Source organism: Psychrobacter sp. TB67, assembly GCF_000511065.1.
GTDB classification, from domain to species: domain Bacteria; phylum Pseudomonadota; class Gammaproteobacteria; order Pseudomonadales; family Moraxellaceae; genus Psychrobacter; species Psychrobacter okhotskensis.
Window position 1 is genome coordinate 76,532 of sequence record NZ_AYYA01000039.1, and the last position, 16,821, is coordinate 93,352.

Consider the following 16,821-nt stretch of genomic DNA (forward strand, 5'->3'; position numbering starts at 1 on the left):
ATCATTTAATTAAACTTTAAATCGATTTTAAGCGCCCAAATAAGACGGCTATCCATAGTCGCCTCATAGTAGTATTTTTTTAAATCTAATTTATATAAAATAAATAAGGACACATTCAATGAATAAACCAATCATTCATGACCGTATCGACAGCTTGCGTAAAAGCTTGGCTGCTCAAGACCTTACCGCGATTATCGTCCCCTCTGCTGATCCGCATTTATCTGAGTACTTACCAGAATATTGGCAATCCCGTTTATGGTTGTCGGGGTTTACAGGCTCTGTTGGCACGCTCGTCGTTACCGCTGATTTTGCCGGCATGTGGACCGATAGTCGTTATTGGGTACACGCTGCTGACCAATTGGAAGGTACAGGTATCACTCTAGAAAAGCTGGCACCCGGTCAGCCCAATCATATCGATTGGCTAGCCGAACATTTGCAGGAAGGAGATAGCGTAGCAGTCGATGGCAATGTGCTGTCTATCGCCGAGCAAGATAAGCTGCTAGACGCCTTTGATGCTAACGACATTACCTTGATCACTGAGCGTGACGTATTGACAGAAGTATGGAGTGATCGTCCAGCGCTGCCATCAGCAGAGTTGTATGCCCACGATGAGCAGTTTCTCGCCCAGTCCGCTACCTCAAAACTTGCTGCCGTGCGTGCCGGTATGGCGGATGCAGGCGCAACGCATCATTTGCTTTCCAGCTTAGATGATATCGCTTGGTTGACCAACTTACGCGGCGCTGACGTCGATTATAATCCGGTGTTTTTAGCGCATATGCTGATTAGTGCAGACAAAGCGACGTTGTTCGTCGATAATAATAAGGTTAGTAGCGACATTGAAAAAGCCCTAAAAGATAGCGGTATTGCCCTTGCTGATTATGAAGCGGTACAAGAGGCGTTGGGCGCCCTGACGCCAGAAGATTTGCTGCTATTAGACTCAAGCAAAGTCGCAGTGGGTACACTATCAAAGATGGCAGACGATGTGGGCTTTATCGAGCAAATGGCACCGAGCACGTTGCTAAAATCGGTTAAATCTGACGCCGATATCGATCATGTACGTGAAGCCATGCGTCAAGATGGTGCTGCATTAAGTGAGTTTTTTGCCACATTTGAGCAGCGTCTAGCAGATGGCGAGCGCTTAAGTGAGCTTGATGTCGATAGCATGCTGATTGAGGTACGTAGTCAGCAGCCGCATTATGTATCGCCGAGCTTTCCAACGATTGCAGGTTTTAATGAGAACGGTGCACTGCCGCATTACCGCGCAACGCCAGAAAAATTCAGCTACCTTGACGTCGCTGAGGGCGAGGGCGGCTTATTACTGATTGACTCAGGGGCGCAGTATCAAAACGGCACCACCGATATCACACGCGTGGTCGGTATTGGCAAAGTAAGCAGCGAGCACAAGCGTGACTTTACCACCGTGCTCAAAGCCCATATTGCCTTAGCAAAAGCGCATTTCCCTGATGGTATTGCTTCACCACTGATTGATGCGATTTGCCGTGCGCCATTATGGCAGGCACAGATGGACTATGGTCATGGTACTGGTCATGGCGTTGGTTACTTCTTAAACGTCCATGAAGGCCCGCAAGTCATTGCTTATAGTGCCAGCACGCCAAAAGAGCGGGCGATGAAAGAGGGTATGATATCGAGTAATGAGCCGGGTTTATATCGTGAAGGTAAATACGGTATTCGTATCGAAAACTTGATGGTAAATAAACGGGTTGCTCAGCCAGTAGAAACGGAATTCGGTAATTTCCTTAACTTTGAAACAGTGACTTACTGCCCCATTGATACCCGTCTGATTGAGCCGTCATTGTTGGATCAAGTAGAGATTGATTGGCTGAATGAATATCACAGCCAAGTCTTTGCTGAGCTAAAAGACCGTGTTGATGGTGCGGCATTAGAGTGGTTAACTGAGCGTACACAAGCTATCTAGTTATAGTCAGAGCACTTTTAAACCGCTACGGTGTTACCCGCCCTAGATGTACTCAGTGTACTATCTGCGGTCAGTCGCCTTGTAGCGATTCTGAAATTCCTTGACTATACAAGCTTTGCAACTACCAACCTGAAATAAAAAAAGCCCTGTAAACGATTTACGGGGCTTTTTCTTACGTGAATACTACTTATTACCTGAATACGGATTATTGGCTAGGTGCTGTTATCCAGATGCCGTTTATTATCCAGATGCTATATTTAACTTTTTTGCACATCTTTATGAGTTACTGATTTATCTTGCTCACCCAAATGTTGAGTCATCTCAGCACGTAGCCAAGATTTTAGATTTTCAGACATCAACATCATTTGCTCACTAAGATAGTCATCAATCTGCATCTCAAGCTCACGGATCAATTCTTGATGCGTTGCGCTTAGTTTTGCATCTTTTAATGCCAGTTTGATGGCGGCGCTGGCTTTATCATTGACAGCTTTGATACTGTTGTCATTTTTAATGTCATTATTATTTTTGATGCCATCATCGTTTTTGCTAAGAGTATCGTTAACAGCGTCATTTTTTGCAGCATCTGATGCTTCGGCGACTGTGCTTTCAGAAGAATTATTTGCAGCGCTATTGGCAGTATTGTTATCAGTATTTGTCTGGCTACTATCGGTAGGGGCAACTTTATTATCAAGGCTATTTTTATCGGCTACTAGCTGTTCATTTTTCAGTTGTTCTTTTTGTGCAGCTTTTGCTTCTTCATGCAGTCGGGCTTCTTCTTTTAATTTTGCCTCTTCTTTGAGCTTAGCATCCTCTACCGCTTTGACTCTTTGTTCTTCTTCGAGACGTTCTTTTTCAGCAGCGGCGCGCACTTGCGCTTGTTTGTCGGCGATGGCTTGGGCAATCGCTTGCTCGGCTTCATGATTTTCATAAAGCTCATCGACATGCGCATCTAGATCATGGGTGCTAAAAACAAAGCTCTCAAACGGCGTCTCGGTTTGTAAGAGGGTGGTGATATCCTTTAGCTCTTGGGTAATGGCTGCGCGAATAGGCTCAGGCGCACACGTCCAGCGCTGGTAAAACTGATGGGAAAATGAGTAGCTTGACATGGTATCTTCCATAAATATTCCAAAAATTACCCCTTATCATACGCAAGTACGATAAGGGGCTGCAAGTGGACAAACGTAGCAAATCTGACACCAAGGTTACAATGGATTGCCTCACACGCTTTTAGGCGTTCTTTTTTGCTTTAGGGTTGAACTGGCCAGCGCGCAAATACTAACGAGCCATTGGTGCCGCCAAAGCCAAAGCTATTGGACACCGCATATTGCAGATTTTCAACTTTACGTGATTGGTTAGCCACGTAATCAAGGTTGCAGTTATCTTCGACATTGTCCAAGTTAATGGTTGGCGGTACCTGCTGATGTTGCAGAGCAAGGACAGTAAATATCGCTTCGACACCACCAGCAGCACCTAGCAAATGACCGGTCATGGATTTGGTTGAGCTGACCAAAATGCTGTCCTTGACGGGCGCAAATACCCTTTCGATAGCAATTGATTCAGCGACGTCACCAGCAGGGGTGCTGGTACCATGAGCATTGACATAGCCAACGGCGGCAGGCTCAATGCCTGCATCATTTAAAGCGTTTTTCATCGCTCGTGCCGCGCCGCTACCATCTTCTGGTGGCGCGGTAATGTGGCTGGCATCATCGCTCATACCAAAACCTACCAGCTCGGCGAGGATCGTGGCACCGCGCGCTTTGGCATGAGCAAGGCTTTCTAGCACTACCACGCCTGCGCCGTCACCGAGCACAAAACCGTCACGATCTTTGTCAAAGGGACGCGAGGCTTTGGTCGGTTCATCGTTGCGAGTAGAGAGGGCGTGCATGGCACCGAAGCCTGCTATGCCCAGTGGGCTAGAGCCTTTTTCACTGCCCCCTGCCAGCATGACATCGGCATCACCGTAGGCGATTAAGCGCGCAGCGAGACCGATAGCATGAGTGGCGGTCGTACAGGCAGTCGACGTCGCGAGATTTGGGCCTTTTAAGGTATGTTTAATCGCGACCAATCCTGCTGCCATATTGACAATAGAGCCAGGGATAATGAAGGGTGAGACTTTGGTAGCGCCTTTTTCACGTAAGGTATCACGGCTGTTTTCGATGGTTTGTATACCACCAATCCCTGAGCCTAAAATAATGCCACAACGCTCTTGATCCACGCCTTGCACAGGGGCGTCAGCAGCGCTGACTTCGTCGATAAAGCCAGCGTTCTGTAATGCCATACTAGAGGCAGCGATGCCATAATGAATAAACTCATCATAGCGGCGTGCGTCTTTGGCGTTCATATATTGTTTGGCGTCAAAGTCCTTGACCACACCAGCGATTTGCGCACGATATCCGGTCGTATCAAAGTGGCTAATTGGGGTAATACCACTCTCGCCATTGAGCAATTTCGTCCACGAGCTGTCAACGTCCAGACCCAGTGGCGTAATGGCACCCATGCCAGTAATCACCACGCGCAACTCATCAGAGCGCTCGTAGTGGGGCGGCTTATGACGCGGTTTGTGCGCCGAGGTTGCGCTAACTTGATCAGCTTGCGAAGTGGTTGAACTGCTGTGTTGACTCATGCGATATATCCTGTACTTACGGTCCTAAGAGGATGTTATTTCAGAAGCCATTATAAAACACATAAGTGCACGCATGTAAACTAAAATCAGTAGACTATGCAAAACACACTTGTCCCAACACCACATTTTTACTCGCGCCAGTTACTGCAGGCAAGTTACCCGTTTCACCCATCAAGGTCTGCCGTGCCAACCAAGCAAAAGCAACGGCCTCTACCCATGTAGGCTCTAGTCCTAAGCTGGCTGTAGTTTCCACACTGCACTGAGGCAAATGCGTGCGCAAACGGCTCATTAGGTAGTCATTTAAGGCACCACCACCACAGACATAAACTGCACTGTTTTTATTATTTTTGATAAATTGGGTGATTTGGCTACTGGCGCTGATAGCGGTCAACTCGGTTAAAGTCGCTTGCACATCGGCTGCTGAATAGCGGATATCGGCAGTGGTCTGATCGAACGTCTGTAGCTCGTCTTGTAGCCAAGCTAAGTTAAAGTCTTCACGCCCCGTGCTTTTCGGATAAGGTTTTGCAAAAAATGGATGTTCCAACAGTTGGTTGAGCAGCGGCTCAATGACTTGACCAGACTGCGCCCATGCGCCACCAGCGTCATAATCTTTGCCCGTGTGCAAGGCCGCCCATGCATCCAATAATAAATTGGCAGGGCCAGTGTCGTAACCCACAACGCCATAGCCAACGACATTACCTTCGACATTATCTACAATATTGTCTGGTTGATTTGAGGAGTTATCGGAAGCTGCTGGCAAGACAGTAATATTGGCAATACCGCCCAAATTTAATAACACTCGCGTACTGTCAGGTGTGGCAAATAAAGCTTGGTGAAAAGCAGGAACCAAGGGCGCACCTTGACCACCGACTGCCATATCACGACGTCGAAAATCGCTAACCACGCTGATGCCTGTACGCTCAGCGATGATATTGGCATCGAGTAACTGTAAGCTAAAACCCATCTGCGGACGATGGCGTACGGTTTGCCCATGACAGCCAATAGCTAGCACTAGCTCTGCGTCGATATCTGCTTGTGTTAATAAAGTATTGACCACCTCGCTGGCAAACTCACCATACTCGCGGCTTGCCCAACCGAACCAGTCCAATTCGCTATGGTTTTCACTGTTGGGCTCAGCATCGCTGGCTATCAATTCCTTGACACCATTGGGCTGACATAAGGCTAATAACACTTCGCGCAGTCGTGGCGGGAAGTCTTGGCTATGAGTTGCTAACAGTCGCATCGGTGCTTGGCTATCTTCTTCAGCACTACTATCATTACTGAATTGACACAATACGGCGTCCATACCATCTAAGCTGGTACCCGACATCATGCCGATATATAAACCCTCATCGAAGCTTTCAAATACCGTCTGTTCAAGGGTTTCGGCGAGCGATAAAGCATCTGAATTTTCAGGTACACTTGAATCTGAAAGATCGTTATTTTTATTATCAATCGTTGACCGAGGCTTGGTCATGGCAATTTTCCTTAAAAAACGCTAGTATATCTGCCAAATTCTAACATTTTTTGCTGGCTACGAAACTTTAATCCCGTTCCCAAAAATCAGAGTAGCAAGAAAAACGAGCGCAAGTACTATATCTAGTGGACTAAACGAGTTTGACGCCGCTAATCGTATTTTGGGGCTTGGGATAAATAGGCCAAACGCTTTACCCTTTTAATAAAGACAATAAAGAGATCATCATGACCACGCAAACTTACACCCTAGAAGAACAACTTGCCCTAATTCAACGCGGTACGCAAGAAATCCTATCTGAAGAGGATTTAATTGCTAAGCTTAAACTCAATCGTCCACTACGTATCAAGGCAGGCTTTGATCCTACTGCCCCCGACTTGCACTTAGGTCATACGGTATTGATTAATAAGCTGAAGCACTTTCAAGACTTGGGTCATGAGATTTACTTTTTAATTGGCGATTATACCGCCAAGATTGGTGACCCCTCTGGCAAAAACAGCACGCGTCCGCCATTGACTGATGAGCAAATCAAAGCCAATGCGACTACTTATGCTGAGCAAGTATTTAAAATTTTGGACAAAGAAAAAACTCGCGTAGTCTTTAACTCTGAATGGTTCAACGATATGTCAGCCGCTGATATGATTCAGCTGGCCAGTCAGCAAACCGTCTCGCGTATGCTTGAGCGTGATGATTTCTCTAAACGCTATGCTTCACAAACACCTATTTCTATTCACGAGTTTCTCTATCCATTGGTGCAAGGTTATGACTCTATCGCCCTAAAAGCCGATGTCGAGCTTGGCGGTACCGATCAGACTTTTAATCTATTGATGGGGCGCACGTTGCAAGGTCGTTATGGTCAAGAGCCACAAGTGTGTATTACCGTACCGATTTTGGAAGGCTTAGATGGTGTTAATAAAATGTCCAAATCATTGGGCAACTATGTCGCTATTTATGATGCACCGGGCACGATGTACCAAAAACTGCTATCGATGCCAGACACTCTAATTCGCCGTTATTTTGAATTTTTAAGCTTTAAGCCGATGGAGGAAGTCGAAGGCTTAATGGCAGAGATGGAAAACGGTCGCAATCCACAAGAAATCAAACGTATTCTTGCCGAAGAATTAATCGAGCGCTTCCACGATGCTGAGGCGGCTGCTAATGCACACAAGTCAGCGGGTAACGTGCTTGCTGATGGCGAATTGCCAGTTGATCTGCCAGAAGTGACCTTAGAGTTGGAAGGGCAGGACGCATTATTTATCACGCAGATATTGAATCAAGCAGAGCTTGCCAAAAACAGCTCATCGGCTAAAGATATGATTAAGCGTGGTGCGGTAAAAGTAGATGGCGAAGTCATCGATGCGGGCTTTAGCTTAACGTCTGGTCAGACAGTCGTTATCCAAGCAGGCAAAAAGGCGTATGCGAAAGTGACGGTGGGTTAGGTTAAAGACAATTCTTTTATAAAGTTTAATTTAAAATAGGGCTATAATATTAATTATAGCCTTGTTTAACTCTAAAAGGATATTCTAGGAAGTTATGACAAATCGTCAATTAGTGAGACATTCTCCAATAGCATTGAGTCATTACCGACAACAGATGTCGCTATCTGTAGATTTGCTTGCCAAAAAAACCTCCATTCCTTCTAAAAAAATTGAAAGTGCTGAGGTCGAGAATAATGTTTTCACAATTAAACAGCTCAATAAATTAGCTGACATACTTCTAGTACCAGTTTCTTATTTAACTTTTGATTCAGTCATTAGTCGTGAATTACCTAAAGTCATTGATTTTAGAAATAAGTATGAAGATATATCAGGAGAAGATGAAGAGCAAAGTTATCAATTCCAAAAAGTAGCTCAGGAAGCATATATCGACAGAGACAATCTATTAAGTATTTATGAGTCTTTAGATGAAAATATAAGTAATTTTGGTTTAAATCTCTTAGGAAGTAATGCACAGCACGATGCACAATTAATCATAGATTTCTTAAATTTAGAGGAAGAAAATCTTTTAGAGTCAGGCTCTGATTATTATAAGTCTTGGCGTACTATAGTGGAAAAAAATGATGTAATTGTTTTAGAGAAATCAAATCCTTCTTTAAGCTCAGAAGGTATGTCTTTGTACTATGATAAATTACCTATCATAGTGATTTTAACTACGGGACAGTCACCCGCACGTCGACTTTTTACTCTAATACACGAACTGGTACATTTAGGTTTGAAGCAAAGTGCTTTGGACGGCAACTTGATATATTCTAACTATACTGAAGAGGTTTATTGTAATGAGGTTGCAGGATATGTTTTAGTCCCTAGTTCAATTGTCTATAAATATTACTCTTCGAACTTATCTCTAAGTGAGAACATACTAGCAATTCGAAAGGTTACTAAGGCTAGTCGACCAGCTGTTGCTATTCAGCTTAAACAATTAGGTTTAGTAAAACAAATAGAGCTTGAAGACTACCTAAAAAGCCTTCAAGTTGAAAACTCTGGAGGTTTTGGGGTTAAGAAGAGACACACCACATATAATCATTTTGGTAAAGTTTATTTACAGCAAGTATTTTCAGCTATTTGGAAAGAAGAGCTAACTATTAACTCTGCAATGGACTTGCTGAGAATTCCTAATCGTATTGAGGATTTGAAGTACTTAGAAGATAAGGCGTTTTCTTGATGATAAGAGTCTGTTTAGATACTAATGCTATTATTGATATTTGCTATCGATATTATCCTATTGAAATATTCAAAACAATTTGGGATTCGCTTTTAAACTCGATATCTGCTGGACTTATTAAATTTGTCGTTTCTGAAGATATTAGACAGGAAATTTACGGTCGAGTAGCGCTTTTCGATGGGTATTCACCTATAGTTTTGGATGATTTTTTCAAATCATTCAACATTGAAGTAATAAGAAAGACGACATATCAAACTCAACTTTTATCTCTACAAAATCAAATGATTGAAGAATTACCATTCTTTCAGAACATGAAGGTAGAGAGGCGTTTAAAGAAGGTTAATGGGATTAGTAATGATCTATCTAATATAGCTGTTGCTATAAGCAAAAATGCTTGTGTTTTGACAAGTGAGCAAGGGTTTAACAAAGATATATCTAAAGAATTAGTAGGTGACATAAAGATACCTGATACATGTAAATATAAAAGCATAATATGTTATACATGGTTAGATTTATTTAATTACCTCGGAATCAATAAAATTTAATGAGAAAATGATTTTATGACCCAAACCATCCCCCAAGGCATTTACCGCCACTATAAAGGCAGTCTTTACCAAGTTTTGCATACCGCGCAGCATTCAGAAACAGAAGAATTGCTAGTGGTTTACCGCTGCCTATACGGTGAGTATGGCGTTTGGGTGCGACCATTAGCGATGTTTACTGAAACTGTGATAAGTGACGGTAAGGAAGTGCCAAGATTTGAGCTGATTAAAGCCTTAGTGGATTAAACTGGACAATTTTCTGACAACTTATAATAAAAAAAAGCGACTTATCAAGGTCGCTTTTCTTATTTAATTCAAAGCCAAAGCTAATCAGCTATTTAAGAAGTCAATCAAAGCCTTATTAAATTCATCTTTATGAGTGACATTAATGCCATGTGGGCCACCTTTAACCACATGTAATTGGCTATCATTAATCATATCGTGCGAGCGTTGACCACTAGCTTCAAGTGGCACGATTTGATCGGCATCGCCATGAATAACTAAGGTTGGCACATCGAATTTCTTCAGATCATCACGGAAGTCGGTGTAGGCAAAGGATTTGACGCAATCATAAGTCGCCTTCGCTGAAGCAAACGAGGCGATATCGCGGTTATATAAACGCATTGGTTTGCTAACTAGTAGCTTACCCTCTGCTGGCGTAAAGAAATTCTTGGTAAAGTCGTTTAAGAAGGCAATACGATCGCCGCTGACGCCATCTAAGAATGCTTGAATATCTGCTTCTGCTAAGACCCCATCAGGATTATCATCAGCTTTGAACAGATAAGGTGGAACAGAAGAGGCGAGTACCGCTTTGCTAATGCGTTCTGAACCAAAGTTGCCCAAATAGCGAGCGACTTCGCCGCCACCCATAGAGAAGCCAACGATAGTAGCATCTTGCAGATCCAGCTCATCCATCAATGCTTTTAGATCTTGCGCTAAGGTATCGTAATCATAACCTTCCCATGGCTTAGACGATTGACCAAAGCCGCGTCTATCATAAGTAATGACTTGATAACCAGCTTCAACGAGTGTCATCAATTGCGACTCCCAAGCGCGTCCACTCAGCGGCCAGCCATGGATTAATACCACAGGCTTGCCGCTACCTTAGACCTCATAATATAAATCGACAGCTTGATTGTCTTGCTGTGCAACGCTAACGTAAGGCATACATTGTTCCTTTTAGAATTATTATTAAAAAGTATTTTATTTTAACGTTACTGCGCTTACACAGCTAACGTCAGGTTTTTAGTATAAAAGGTGGATAGAGCGATTACTATGACGGGTTGTACAGTAACAGTGTCGATTATAGAGTGGTTCTGTGACATCGCAGTAAGTTGCACTGAGCTAGCGATTCTGCAAAAACTCTTTTAACACTCGATAAAACCCAATCGGCTCATCCAAGGGAATGGCGTGACCTGAACGTGGCAAAATAACTTCAGTGGCGTTAGGCAGCATTTGGGTAATCTTCTGCTGCCATTTGGGATCATAAAGCTTAGAGCGACCACCGATGAGATTGACCACAGGAATAGTCACTCTATCTATGGCACCGCGAAAATCGTAAGGTAAGACCAAATAGGCTTGCAAGCAGCGCATTTTTTGATGCCAAATGCTATGGTCGTAAAGCGCGAGTGTGTGGTCGTTTTTATGAGTCATCGCTTGTATGAAAGCTTTTGAACGCGTGCGATTAACGGATAATAAAGAAAACAGCCTTTCGACATCGGTTGCATGGCGCTTAAGCGCAAAGGGCAGATGGGTAAAGCTATTAGAGTCTGCATAAGGTAAGGTCAGATCGATTACTTCTTGAAAGATATCGAACACTTCTTGTTGCCGTGTGCCAAATAGTCCTCCTTGCCAGTCATCTTGATTATGAATCGCTAGATTTTGATCAATATTAAGATAGCGACTGACTCTTGAGGCACCAAAACGCTCAAAATAAGCCCACATGACTTGCGCGCCCATCGAAATAGCTGCCACTGGCAACGTCTCTATTTGACGCCATTCACAAATTTGCTCAATCACAGCGTTAGTATCATCCGCATATTGACGGACAAAATCAAACTGTTCCATCATGATATCTTTTGCGGCACCAAAACCACGCAGATGCGGCAAATAAAAAGTATATTTACCCGTCAGTGCCAAGATAAAAGGTAAGAACTCGCGTGCATCCATCCCATAGGCATGCAGCATTAGCACTGGCGTACCTTGACCAATGACTGAAACGGGCAGCGACGTACCGTCAGCAGCAGTAACGGTCAGCGTTTGCAACTGGTAACGCGACTGGTAGCGACTGGGCAACGTCATTAAATTGGTCATCATAGCGTCGTATTTCCGTGATAAATATCGTAACTGTTAAAAATAAGCCAAAAAACAAGCCAACTATTTTGACTATTGTTTTACTGCCACAGCTTTGCATAATCCGCATCGCTGAGCGCAGCGATATCAAGTGTATTTAACATATCTCGTAGTGCCGACCAACGACCAGCGTTGGGTTCAATAGGCGTTATCAAGCGCTTGAGCGTATCATTGATAATGTCATCCATCAGTGCCGACGCTGATTCACCTGTGTAACCATAATAAATCGCGCGTGCTTGCTCTGGATCATTGATACATAACTGGCCCATCTCAGTAGTGATCTTGACGAACTGCTGCAACGCTTCTTTTTTAGCGTCCCAAATACTATGCGTCGTCATCAGCTCAAGCGCTGAAAAGTTGGGATAGGGCGATAAGTTTTGATCAATAAAGGTGTAGTCCAGTCCAGCGTGATTGGCCTCAATACCTTCAAAGTTATAAAAGCATAACCAAGCGCCATCGAATTCGCCCTGACCTTTAGGGTTGCCATCGCCTTCCTGCAAATGCTTTAAATGCTGAAAGTCCGTCTCGACGAATTCAACATTATTACGATCCAATTCAAAGTTATTCTGCTTGGCATAACGATGCAGAATCTCAAAGCCGATTTTATTGGTAATGGGATTGGCTGCTGGCGTAGTAATACGTATTGGCTGGTTTTGCTGTAGCTTCTCCATGCTACTTTGCTTCATCAGCACGCCGCCATCGGTCACAAAAAAACAGCCGAGCGCTTTTAGGTCATCAAAATAATGTTCAAATAAATGAATCGGCTCATTGACGTGCAGGTCGATATTGCCTGCTTGCAACTCGGCAAAGCCATCATAATGCTCCGTCGGTTCAATCATGGTGATATCGAGTCCAGCTTTTTGATACGCACCGGTCTGAATCCCTGCGATAAACGGTAAATGGTCAGGATTCAAGAACCATTCTAAGGTCAAAGTCAGCGCATTATTCGTCATAAAATATCCTTATCTTATCGATGGGAGCTTGTTATAGTAAAATCTGCATTAATAAAAACAGTGCTCATAAAAAATAGCTAAGCTGACCATAGCATAAAATGAATAGACAGTAAGTGACGCTTGTGATTAAGAGTCATTATCTCAATTTGAAATATAACAATAAAGGGGCGATGCTTTATGAGCATATCGACATTGGCATCACTTGATAGCAGCCTTTACCCGCAAGTTTGGGAGCAGCAGACTTTTACCGATGCGCACAGCTTATTGATAGCCATGTTAATGGGTAATATCACACCAGATGCCAAGGCTTTTTCCGATATTTTCACTAGGCAATTACTGGCTAATGATACTTATCAAGAATGGATTAACTTTACGGTATTTGGCGGTTATCTGCAGCGTAACTTTATTGCTTTTTATCGGCAGACAGAAGACAGTTTTAATGCGGATATGCCAGCGTTATTTCGCCGAGAGTTGATACGTCATGCTCAGTATTTACCACTTGCGCAGACGTTGTTTTTGGGAGGAAGTATGCCAAAAATTGCGCGCTTAGATAAGCTGTTAACCACGACTGTGAATCCTGCCACAGCAGTCATCAATGCGCAGCAAGCCCATAAAAAATCTGTCATGGATCATTCAGAAGCAGTGATTAATCAGATAACCATCGTCGGAAGGCAGGTGGTAGGATTTCCGATACGTCACAATAAGCGCACCAGTGAGCGCACACGCAATGAAGTATTGATTTTAGATTTTCAGGAGTTACGCTTGGTCAATGAAGAGAATGTCATCAGCAAAAAAAGAAGCAACATAGGTGAGACTACGTTGCTTCGTTATTATGAATTACGTTAATGAGTCGAACGCTCGGCTAAACGTTTAAGAGTCTTGCTTAGCAATCGTCAGCCCGTTATAGGTTTGTGCGACTGGCATGACTTCTAAGCGATTGACGTTGATATGAGCTGGCGATTCAATCAGCCATAATAAGATATCGCCGATATCCTCACCCGTCATGGTTTTGAAGCCATCATAAACTTGAGCAGCTTTATCGTCATCGCCATGATAGCGCACGTTTGAAAATTCAGTGCCCGCAACATTACCCGGTTCAAGGTTGGTCACGCGCACTTGCGTACCGATTAAGTCCGCTCGCAGATTTAAACTAAACTGTTTGACGAATGCTTTGGTCGCGCCGTAAACGTTACCGCCAAAATACGGCCAGCTGCCTGCAATCGAGCCAACATTAATGATATAACCGCTATCGCGTGCCACCATCGCTGGCAAGACCGCGTGAGTGAGCGCCATGAGACCTTTAATATTGGTGTCGGTCATGCGCATCCAATCATCAAGACTGGCTTTGTGCGCAGGCTCTGTACCGAGCGCCAGCCCTGCATTGTTCACCAGCACATCAATTTGCTTAAAGGTATCAGGCAGATCAGCGATAATTTGCGGGATAGCTGCCGTGTCACTCACATCCATCACCACGGGTAAGAATGCCTCACCCAGCGTTTCTGCCAGATTATTAAGTTTATCTAGACGCCTAGCACAGCCAATCACCCGATGACCGTTGGCAACCAAACGCTCAGCCAACGCTTTACCGAAACCGGCGCTTGCCCCTGTAATCAATACGTTCATCTTCTATCCTTATCGTTGATACCATATTACTGTTATAACAACTATTATGAAGACTGCTTATCTTATCTATTTTGGCTTAATGATTATCATCTTAATGAAAACTAAGTTAATAGTTATCTGTTTGATAGTTGCTTACCAAAGATTTTGTCACCCGCATCACCGAGGCCTGGAATGATGTAACCGTGCTCATCCAAATGGCTGTCGAGGGCAGCGGTATAAATGGTCACATCAGGGTGTGCTTCATTGACCAAACGGACACCTTCAGGTGCCGCAACCAATACCAACGCTTTAATATTAGTACAGCCATTTTTCTTGAGCATCTCGATAGTCGCAACCATTGAGCCACCCGTCGCTAGCATTGGGTCAATGATAAGGGCAGGGCGTTTGTCCATATGGCTGACGAATTTTTCAAAGAATGGCACAGGTTGCAAGGTTTCTTCATCACGTTGCAAACCAACCACAGAGATTTTTGCCGTAGGAATCAAATCGAGCACACCATCAAGCATGCCAATACCGGCACGTAAAATCGGCACAATCGTTGCGGTCTTACCGATGATTTGCTCACCAGTGATTTCACCACACCAGCCTTCCATCGGGAAGGTTTCAATTTCAAAATCGCGACTCGCTTCATACGCCATCAAGCGTGCAAGCTCTTTAGTCAATGTACGAAACTTATAGGTGCTACAGTCTTTTTCGCGCATGAGGCTGAGTTTATGACGGACTAACGGATGGTCGATAACGGTGATTTTTAAGTCGTTCATAAGGTCTCTCTTGGTTTTGGTCTGATGCTTGCGCAGTTACTGCGGTTGCTATTAGTATAAAAGATACAAACACTTACCGCACTTCAACCCTATCTTTAGCCTAGCAATAGTAAGCTTAATGCTTCAATTAAAAGTAAGCCAAAGACATTTTTAGTAAGGCTATTTTCATTTAGACCGACTATGTTTGACTATAATAGCGTCATGATAGATGAAGTAGTGTTTAGGCCTGCTATGATAGCAAAAAAACCGCTTTTCTGATGAAGAATCTTATGACTACACAACCATCCAATACTTATAATAATGCTAATAAAATGGATAATAATTCGATATTGTCCGCAGCTCGAGCAGCAGAAGTAGAAACCCATCCGTTCGGTCCAGTGTTACCACCCGATGCCACCGTGATGATGATGGGCACATTTCCACCGACCGCTGATAAATGGGCCATGAGTTTCCATTATCCGAACTTTTATAATGATATGTGGCGTATTTATGGCAAGGTATTTTTTGACGATGTGGATTATTTCAGAGTCGGTGATGAAAAGCGCTTTGACCCTGAGCGTATTCGCGCCTTTATGTTCGAGCGCGGCATTGCTTCTTGTCCTACCGTTACTCAGGCTATCCGCGAGACCGGCAATGCCTCAGATAAAAACTTAACCGTTGTCACCCCAGTTGATCTAGATAATATATTGCCACAAGTACCAAAGGTTGAAACCTTATTTACCACTGGCGGTAAAGCGACAGAAGTATTGCTCAATTTATTAGCTAAGCCACCTGCCAAATCCAAATATCCTAAGACCAACCAAAGCATGGATTATCCTTATGAATGGCAAAACGAGCATAATAAAAAAGCCGAGGTGAACAATCTTACCTTATATAGGTTACCGTCAACCTCGCGCGCATACCCGTTGGCGTTAGAGAAGAAAGTCGCTGCTTACAAAGACTTCTTTAAAAAGATAGGTAAACTATAAAAGCGTTATGTATAAAAGAAGAGTATATAGACAACCCCACTCTCAACTTGAAATAAGCAAATCAAACTGAAGAGGCGGATTACCAAGTTTTTTGTTGAGTACAAAGCACAGATTGTGTGAAAGAATCTTACGAATCAATCGATGAGACAAATGCCATAAATCTCTTGCTCGTACCCTTTGTATATTAAATCGTTCTGATAGCTGACCAATGACTGTTTCAACGATACGGCGGGCTTTCATTAGCCGCCTTACCACAGGTTTGGGTCTATCCTCTTTCATGTTGGCTCTGAGTGGCGTTTGTAAATCCACGCCTTGAGCGTCGTAGTACGATGTCAGACTAGGGCTGATATACCCTTTATCAGCGCCAAGCAGCCCATGAATATGAGTGGTGATTTCTGGGGCAACCGCTCTTTCATCAACATTGGCAGGAGCAAAGGTAAAGCCTTTAATCATGCCCGATAAGTTAACAAGCAAATGGCCTTCAAAGCCATAGTACCTCTCTTGCTTAGCGGCACAGTAGCTAAAAGCTGCTAAGTCTTGATAATTCTTATGCCGATAAGCGCGTCCATAATGACAGACGGGTATCGGAAAGCCATCCATAAAATGAATGTTGTCACGGCCTTCAATTTGACTGACGTTATCTTGTATCCGCTGTTTGACTTGCCACAGATTTGCGCAATGCTTTGCGAAGTTAGGGTATGAGCCGATGGCTGGAAACCAGTCTTGCCAATGCTGGGTAAAGTATTGCCAAATTTGTTTGTCTTGATCAAGGTGTAAAAATTCACCGACCATCTCCATGCAAATGACCTCAGGATCACTTAGCTTTGGCGCGTAACCTGCACTTCGCAAGGGTTTGGTGACGACTATTTTGTAATATTGCTCTACCATTAAATAGATATTGATGATAAATTCGTCTATGGGCATCTCA

The 16,821-nt window shown here is 43.6% G+C and carries 16 protein-coding genes; 7 read left to right on the forward strand and 9 right to left on the reverse strand.

Annotated features, from left to right (window positions below; translation table 11 throughout):
* Positions 1 to 118 precede the first annotated feature (118 nt).
* On the forward strand, positions 119 to 1,936 hold the full coding sequence (locus W293_RS0105905; protein ID WP_025651552.1) for an aminopeptidase P family protein: 1,818 nt from the start codon (positions 119 to 121) through the stop codon (positions 1,934 to 1,936).
* 257 nt (positions 1,937 to 2,193) lie between these two features.
* Here the strand turns inward: W293_RS0105905 and W293_RS0105910 are convergent, their stop codons facing one another.
* The 3 genes from W293_RS0105910 to W293_RS0105920 form a co-directional block, all read right to left on the reverse strand.
* Positions 2,194 to 3,054 carry a hypothetical protein gene (locus tag W293_RS0105910; RefSeq protein ID WP_025651553.1) on the reverse strand — a complete coding sequence of 287 codons (861 nt, stop codon included), beginning with the start codon at positions 3,052 to 3,054 and terminating at the stop codon, positions 2,194 to 2,196.
* 128 nt (positions 3,055 to 3,182) lie between these two features.
* The gene (fabF, locus tag W293_RS0105915) at positions 3,183 to 4,559 is read right to left on the reverse strand and encodes a beta-ketoacyl-ACP synthase II (RefSeq protein WP_025651554.1); all 1,377 of its coding nucleotides are present in this window, start codon (positions 4,557 to 4,559) and stop codon (positions 3,183 to 3,185) included.
* Positions 4,560 to 4,653: 94 nt separating this feature from the next.
* Complete coding sequence (locus tag W293_RS0105920) at positions 4,654 to 6,036, reverse strand: anhydro-N-acetylmuramic acid kinase (RefSeq protein ID WP_025651555.1); 1,383 nt, start codon at positions 6,034 to 6,036, stop codon at positions 4,654 to 4,656.
* Between the two features lie 224 nt (positions 6,037 to 6,260).
* On the opposite strand from W293_RS0105920, the gene tyrS reads away from it, so the two are divergent.
* The 4 genes from tyrS to W293_RS0105940 all read left to right on the forward strand — a co-directional run bounded on the left by tyrS (position 6,261) and on the right by W293_RS0105940 (position 9,482).
* Positions 6,261 to 7,472 carry a tyrosine--tRNA ligase gene (gene tyrS, locus W293_RS0105925; RefSeq protein WP_025651556.1) on the forward strand — a complete coding sequence of 404 codons (1,212 nt, stop codon included), beginning with the start codon at positions 6,261 to 6,263 and terminating at the stop codon, positions 7,470 to 7,472.
* Positions 7,473 to 7,566: 94 nt separating this feature from the next.
* Positions 7,567 to 8,694, forward strand: a complete 1,128-nt coding sequence (locus tag W293_RS0105930; RefSeq protein WP_025651557.1) for an ImmA/IrrE family metallo-endopeptidase — start codon at positions 7,567 to 7,569, stop codon at positions 8,692 to 8,694.
* Positions 8,694 to 9,239: a DUF4411 family protein gene (locus W293_RS0105935; protein ID WP_025651559.1), complete on the forward strand. Its 546-nt coding sequence runs from the start codon at positions 8,694 to 8,696 to the stop codon at positions 9,237 to 9,239. The genes W293_RS0105930 and W293_RS0105935 overlap by 1 nt, the downstream gene beginning before the upstream one ends.
* Before the next feature lie 15 nt (positions 9,240 to 9,254).
* Complete coding sequence (locus W293_RS0105940; protein WP_025651560.1) at positions 9,255 to 9,482, forward strand: DUF1653 domain-containing protein; 228 nt, start codon at positions 9,255 to 9,257, stop codon at positions 9,480 to 9,482.
* An 84-nt stretch (positions 9,483 to 9,566) separates the two neighbouring features.
* Here W293_RS0105940 and W293_RS16150 read toward each other — a convergent pair whose 3' ends face one another.
* The 3 genes from W293_RS16150 to W293_RS0105955 form a co-directional block, all read right to left on the reverse strand.
* A complete protein-coding gene (locus W293_RS16150; RefSeq protein ID WP_277235977.1) occupies positions 9,567 to 10,325 on the reverse strand; it encodes an alpha/beta fold hydrolase in 759 nt (252 codons plus the stop codon).
* Between the two features lie 255 nt (positions 10,326 to 10,580).
* Complete coding sequence (locus W293_RS0105950; protein WP_025651561.1) at positions 10,581 to 11,552, reverse strand: alpha/beta fold hydrolase; 972 nt, start codon at positions 11,550 to 11,552, stop codon at positions 10,581 to 10,583.
* Between the two features lie 77 nt (positions 11,553 to 11,629).
* Positions 11,630 to 12,541, reverse strand: a complete 912-nt coding sequence (locus tag W293_RS0105955; RefSeq protein WP_051395157.1) for an ABC transporter substrate-binding protein — start codon at positions 12,539 to 12,541, stop codon at positions 11,630 to 11,632.
* A 177-nt stretch (positions 12,542 to 12,718) separates the two neighbouring features.
* Here W293_RS0105955 and W293_RS0105960 point away from each other — a divergent pair, with 177 nt between their 5' ends.
* Positions 12,719 to 13,387 carry a hypothetical protein gene (locus W293_RS0105960; RefSeq protein WP_025651563.1) on the forward strand — a complete coding sequence of 223 codons (669 nt, stop codon included), beginning with the start codon at positions 12,719 to 12,721 and terminating at the stop codon, positions 13,385 to 13,387.
* A 24-nt stretch (positions 13,388 to 13,411) separates the two neighbouring features.
* On the opposite strand, the gene W293_RS0105965 is transcribed toward W293_RS0105960, so the two are convergent.
* Together W293_RS0105965 and upp are read right to left on the reverse strand one after the other, a co-directional pair.
* A complete protein-coding gene (locus W293_RS0105965; protein WP_025651564.1) occupies positions 13,412 to 14,164 on the reverse strand; it encodes an SDR family NAD(P)-dependent oxidoreductase in 753 nt (250 codons plus the stop codon).
* 113 nt (positions 14,165 to 14,277) lie between these two features.
* The gene (gene upp / locus W293_RS0105970; RefSeq protein WP_025651565.1) at positions 14,278 to 14,925 is read right to left on the reverse strand and encodes a uracil phosphoribosyltransferase; all 648 of its coding nucleotides are present in this window, start codon (positions 14,923 to 14,925) and stop codon (positions 14,278 to 14,280) included.
* A gap of 311 nt (positions 14,926 to 15,236) precedes the next feature.
* Between upp and W293_RS0105975 the strand changes: the two genes are divergently transcribed.
* Positions 15,237 to 15,893 carry a DNA glycosylase gene (locus tag W293_RS0105975; RefSeq protein ID WP_051395158.1) on the forward strand — a complete coding sequence of 219 codons (657 nt, stop codon included), beginning with the start codon at positions 15,237 to 15,239 and terminating at the stop codon, positions 15,891 to 15,893.
* 42 nt (positions 15,894 to 15,935) lie between these two features.
* On the opposite strand, the gene W293_RS0105980 is transcribed toward W293_RS0105975, so the two are convergent.
* The gene (locus W293_RS0105980) at positions 15,936 to 16,817 is read right to left on the reverse strand and encodes an IS982 family transposase (RefSeq protein WP_025651136.1); all 882 of its coding nucleotides are present in this window, start codon (positions 16,815 to 16,817) and stop codon (positions 15,936 to 15,938) included.
* Positions 16,818 to 16,821 lie beyond the last annotated feature (4 nt).